Source organism: Candidatus Zymogenus saltonus (assembly GCA_016929395.1).
Lineage (GTDB): Bacteria > Desulfobacterota > Zymogenia > Zymogenales > Zymogenaceae > Zymogenus > Zymogenus saltonus.
On record JAFGIX010000044.1, the window covers coordinates 1 to 4,339 of the forward strand.

The 4,339-nt window shown below is 51.5% G+C and carries 5 protein-coding genes and 1 tRNA gene; 2 read left to right on the top strand and 4 right to left on the bottom strand.

The genetic code is table 11. The annotated features are described in order from the left end of the window. Window positions 1-97, bottom strand: a tRNA-Sec gene (locus tag JW984_08610). Window positions 98-286: 189 nt separating this feature from the next. Between JW984_08610 and JW984_08615 the strand changes: the two genes are divergently transcribed. Both JW984_08615 and JW984_08620 read left to right on the top strand, forming a co-directional pair. Next, a complete protein-coding gene (locus tag JW984_08615; GenBank protein ID MBN1573240.1) occupies window positions 287-733 on the top strand; it encodes an Hsp20/alpha crystallin family protein in 447 nt (148 codons plus the stop codon). Between the two features lie 33 nt (window positions 734-766). Beyond that, a complete protein-coding gene (locus tag JW984_08620) occupies window positions 767-1,165 on the top strand; it encodes an Hsp20/alpha crystallin family protein (protein ID MBN1573241.1) in 399 nt (132 codons plus the stop codon). Between the two features lie 426 nt (window positions 1,166-1,591). Here JW984_08620 and JW984_08625 read toward each other — a convergent pair whose 3' ends face one another. The 3 genes from JW984_08625 to JW984_08635 all read right to left on the bottom strand — a co-directional run bounded on the left by JW984_08625 (window position 1,592) and on the right by JW984_08635 (window position 3,996). Continuing rightward, entirely contained in the window at window positions 1,592-2,722 is a 1,131-nt protein-coding gene (locus tag JW984_08625; GenBank protein MBN1573242.1) for a hypothetical protein, read from the bottom strand. 135 nt (window positions 2,723-2,857) lie between these two features. Continuing rightward, the gene (locus JW984_08630; GenBank protein MBN1573243.1) at window positions 2,858-3,286 is read right to left on the bottom strand and encodes a hypothetical protein; all 429 of its coding nucleotides are present in this window, start codon (window positions 3,284-3,286) and stop codon (window positions 2,858-2,860) included. A 140-nt stretch (window positions 3,287-3,426) separates the two neighbouring features. After that, a complete protein-coding gene (locus tag JW984_08635; protein MBN1573244.1) occupies window positions 3,427-3,996 on the bottom strand; it encodes an HD domain-containing protein in 570 nt (189 codons plus the stop codon). Window positions 3,997-4,339: the final 343 nt, after the last annotated feature.

A 4,339-nucleotide genomic window follows, 5' to 3' on the forward strand; every position in this document is an offset into this window, starting at 1 on the left:
GGCGGAAGTGCATGGGAATCGAACCCACCATGGACGTTTTTAGCGCCCATCACCGGATTTGAAGTCCGGGAGGCCCACCAGTGACCTGTCCACTTCCGCAATGACAATCATAGGTTAGATATTGTATTGGAAAACCGTGCCCAAGTCAACTGTTTTGAATAAGGTCCCCTGAGAAAAGCTAACAGATTTTTTGACCGAGCCGCCTTGACAAAGCGGTTAGTCGGATTATATTTATATCGTGAACAAGCACTAACAATATACAATAACTAAAATCGGGAGGTATATCATGGCAAGATATCGATGGTATGTTGAAAGGGATCCCTTCCTCAACGAGTTCTCGAGACTTCAGAGGGAGATGTCGCGTCTCTGGAGCCAGAATTTTCCGGAAGGGCAGTCCGCCGAGGCAGGGCTTTTTCCCCTCGTGAACATCTTCGAGGACCAGGACAACTACTTCTTGACCGCGGAGATTCCGGGATTGACAGAAAAGGACCTCGATCTGTCGGTGGTCTCCGATCAGGTGACAATCAAGGGAGAGAGGAAGCTCGAGGAGAAGGAGGACGTGAATTTTCACCGTAGGGAGAGGAGCGGGGGCGCCTTTTCAAGGGTTGTCAGCTTTTCCGACAGGGTAGACCCGGACAAGGTGGAGGCGAGCCTCAAGAACGGCGTCCTAACCTTGAAACTCACCAAGGCCGAGGAGTCGAAGCCGAAGAAGATCAGGGTAAAGATTGATTAAGTCAAAAAACTCCGACAGAAAAGGAGGGAAAAAATGAAAGACAAAGAGATAGAGGCGAGAAAGAAGGACGAGACTAACGTCGCCGCCAAGGCGGAGGGGACCAGAGAAGGGATATACTACAGGCCCAAGGTGGATATCTTTGAAACGGAGGCGGAGCTGACGCTGATCGCCGATATTCCGGGGGTGGAGCCGGACGAACTTGATATAGACATCGCCGACGACACCCTCACGATCGTGGGGAAGGTAAAACCGGCGGACGAGGCGCACAACTACATCATGCAGGAGTACGGCGTTGGCAATTTCTTTCGCCAGTTCACCCTCTCGGAGGTCATCGACCAGGAGAAGATAAACGCCAACTTCTCAAACGGCGTCCTGACGCTCAAGCTCCCCAAGGTGGAGAAGGCAAAGCCGAGGAAGATAACGGTCGGTTAAGGGGAAGCCCTTTTACAAACAAACTGCCGGAAGCAGACAGCTTTTGAACGGATTATAAAACCGGGTTAAACGTATTAAGAGGGTCCGAAGTGCCTAAAGGTGTTTCGGGCCTGTTTTTTTACGAGGGATTCCGGCGTGATTAGCTTCGCCTCCCATACGGATGTAACACACTTCACGCTCGATCTCTATATACAAATATTTTGGGGTAAAGGTGAGGTTAGCTCAAATTGAAAGCCCAACCGAATATTACTCTGTAAGCTGATAAGATTTGTGATCCCGAAAAGACCTCCAGGAAAACCGGACGGTAACTCCCGTTTTCAGCCCCGTTATTAAGGCCAAGCTAAAATTTGGTTCGGCCCTTGAACAAAAAAATCCGTTAAACGGCCCAGATTTGAGGAAGAGGGAAAAGAAGAGGAGCCAACCGCCTTAATTCCAATTCTTTAGGTCGGCCTGGTAGACCCTGAACTTCTTCACCAGCTTGAAGTTCATCTTCACCAGCGCCTGGTTCATCCTCTTGTTGGTCTCCAGAACCCAACTCGCTTCGAGCCTGGCGTTCTTTTTGTAGAGGCTGTCGAAGACGTGGAAATAGATGAGTGTGTCCAGCGCCCTCTTCTGGTAGTTCGGCACGAGCCCCAGCCCGAAGAGCCTGTACTCCCTCAGCTTCCTGTATCCGAACTTAAGCCTGAATATCCCGAATGGGAAGAGCCTGCCGTTGAGCTTCTTGATGATGATATTGACGTCCGGGAGCGCCACCGCATAGCCTATCGGCTCCTCACCCTTCTCCATGATGAAAACCGCCTCGGGATCGGTTAGGAGCTTGAAATCTTTTACGATCTCGTCTACCTCCGGCTCGTCAACGGGGATAAATCCCCAGTTATTCGCCGAGGCCAGGTTCCCGACGTGAATGATCTTCCTTACATCGTCCTCGACTTTTTTCATATCAATGTTTCTGACCCTGATGCCGTACTTCTTGACAAGATAATCGTAGTGGCGTATAAACCGGTCGGGAAACCTGTAGTTTTCGAGGACATCGCCGTAGTAAGCGTTCAGGTCCATTATCTTTTTAAGGCCGCTTCCCTCCATCAAATCCTCGTAATAGGGGAGGTTGTATGGGGAGAGCACCGTCTGGGGCTGGTCGAATCCCTCGATTAAAAAGCCGGTGCTCTGGGAGGTGAAGTTGTAGGGCCCCCGAATGAAATCGAGGCCTTGCCCCCTCAAAAAGCGGGCCGACGCATCTACCAATCCCTTGGCAACGTCAACGTTATCTATGCACTCGAAGGAGCCGAAGAATCCCACGGCGTCGTCGTAGTGCTTAAGGTAGTTGTGGTTCACGAAGGCGGCGATCCTCCCCAGGACTTTTCCCGCATCATTCACCGCCATGAAGAACACGGCGTCGGCGTGCTTGAAGTAGCCGTTCTTCTCCCTGTCGAACTCCTTGTTTACCATCCTCCTCAACGGCGGAACCCAGACCGGATGCCCCCTGTACAGGTCGTAGGGGAATTGAATGAAATCCTTTAGATCCCCCTTTCGGTTGACTTCAACTATCTCAAAGGCCATAATAGAATTCCAAAAATCGACAATAAACTATACTAAACTATTTATCCGCTGCAGGTGCAAGTCAGGTCAAATCCCCCGACAATCCCCCCATCGAATCCAAAAACCCGATCCCGTTTGCGCCGCCTCGCCGTGGGGCTACAGCACCAGATATATATCCTCCCCCTCCTCCTTGAGGTGCTTCGTAAGCTCGTCAACCGCCGAACCGATAAACCTCGCCGGGATATTTCCTCCTCGAACCCGGCAGTAGAAATGCTCCCCCCTCTTGTGAAGGGTCTCTGGGTTCAAGACCTCTGTCGCCCCCCCGAGGAGCGTCATCGTAAGGTGCCTCGCCTCTCCTTTTTTAACCAGATCGAGCCCTCTGACGTGAAGGGGCACGTCCTCCACGATAAGCTTTGCCGGGCCGAACCCCATGCCGATAAAAAAGCCCTCTTTGTCCCACCTCAGGTTCTGGGTCAAGAAAAAGAGACTCGCCTCGTTGACCTCTTTACCGTCCGGGCCGTACCATCGCCCATCGAAGTCCACCCTGAAGGATATCTCGCCCGTCTGTCTTGTTATATCTTCCATCTTCCTCGTAACATATCGATCTGTCAAAGCCGGCCGATCTAAATCCTTATCGGCCGACATCCGCCAAACATTCAAAGCTCAAAAATAATTTTTCTATCAAGGGCTACAAGGCCTGTTCAAGATAAAATTCTTTAACTGCCTCAATCCCTCCCCCCTTTTCGTTCTCTCAATATCTCCTCGGCCCTCGTCTTCGTCTTCTCGATCGCCTTTATCAGTTCCCGGTCCCCTTCCGGATTCGGGTAGTGGATGGAAAGGACGTAGGGGACGAGTTTCAACGCCTCGTCTGTCTTCAGCCTCTCGAGGTCGAGATAGCCGGGAGAGATTCTCAGAAGCTCCAGCCTGTCCGCGTCACGAAGGATTGTAAGCTCCAGCGATTCGCCCCCCCCATTAACATCTCGACCCGGCTCGTCGTGTCTCGCGATAATATCGACGACCTTCATAACGTCCACATCGGCCTCAAGCCCCTCGATGATTTCCCTTGCCATCTTGGCCCCCCTCGCGCCGTGCCCGGGATCGCCGAAGATGTTTTTCCTCCCTATGTCGTGGAGGATTGCGGCAACGGAGACGACCTCGATATCCCCACCCTCGGCCGCCGCTATTTTCCGTGCGATATCCAGCGTCCTCTCCGCATGGCCGACGCCGTGGGACTTCTCGTCCCCGCAGATCCTCCTCACCTCATCCATGAGCCTTTTAAGAAGGCTACTTTCCATATAAATATTCTTGGCAAATATCCATGGGGCTTATATCCAAACCCCATGCCAAAAGGCAAAGAAAGATTAGATGTTGTATTAATCCCGCCTTCCTAATCGAGCCTTAGCGAAATAGAAAAACGGCCCCTTTGTCAGGACCCGATCCCCAGACCCGTTTTTCTTAACCGCCGGTCTTTTCCGGAAGACCCTATCTCTAAACCAGTCCACCGGCCGGCCCAAAACCGCTGGCCCCTCCCATTTCCGAGACGACAAGTTAATATTAGGTGATTGTAAAAGATTTGCCACCATGATAAGGTAAATCATGGACATCAAATCTTTCCAAAGTATTGTAAAAACAGAGAAA

Excerpts from the sequence above, each read along its gene's own strand:
- JW984_08620 (MBN1573241.1), top strand. The coding sequence starts at position 767 with ATGAAAGACAAAGAGATAGAGGCGAGAAAGAAGGACGAGACTAACGTC.
- JW984_08635 (MBN1573244.1), bottom strand. The coding sequence starts at position 3,996 with ATGGAAAGTAGCCTTCTTAAAAGGCTCATGGATGAGGTGAGGAGGATC.
- JW984_08630 (MBN1573243.1), bottom strand. The coding sequence starts at position 3,286 with ATGGAAGATATAACAAGACAGACGGGCGAGATATCCTTCAGGGTGGAC.
- JW984_08625 (MBN1573242.1), bottom strand. The coding sequence starts at position 2,722 with ATGGCCTTTGAGATAGTTGAAGTCAACCGAAAGGGGGATCTAAAGGAT.
- JW984_08615 (MBN1573240.1), top strand. The coding sequence starts at position 287 with ATGGCAAGATATCGATGGTATGTTGAAAGGGATCCCTTCCTCAACGAG.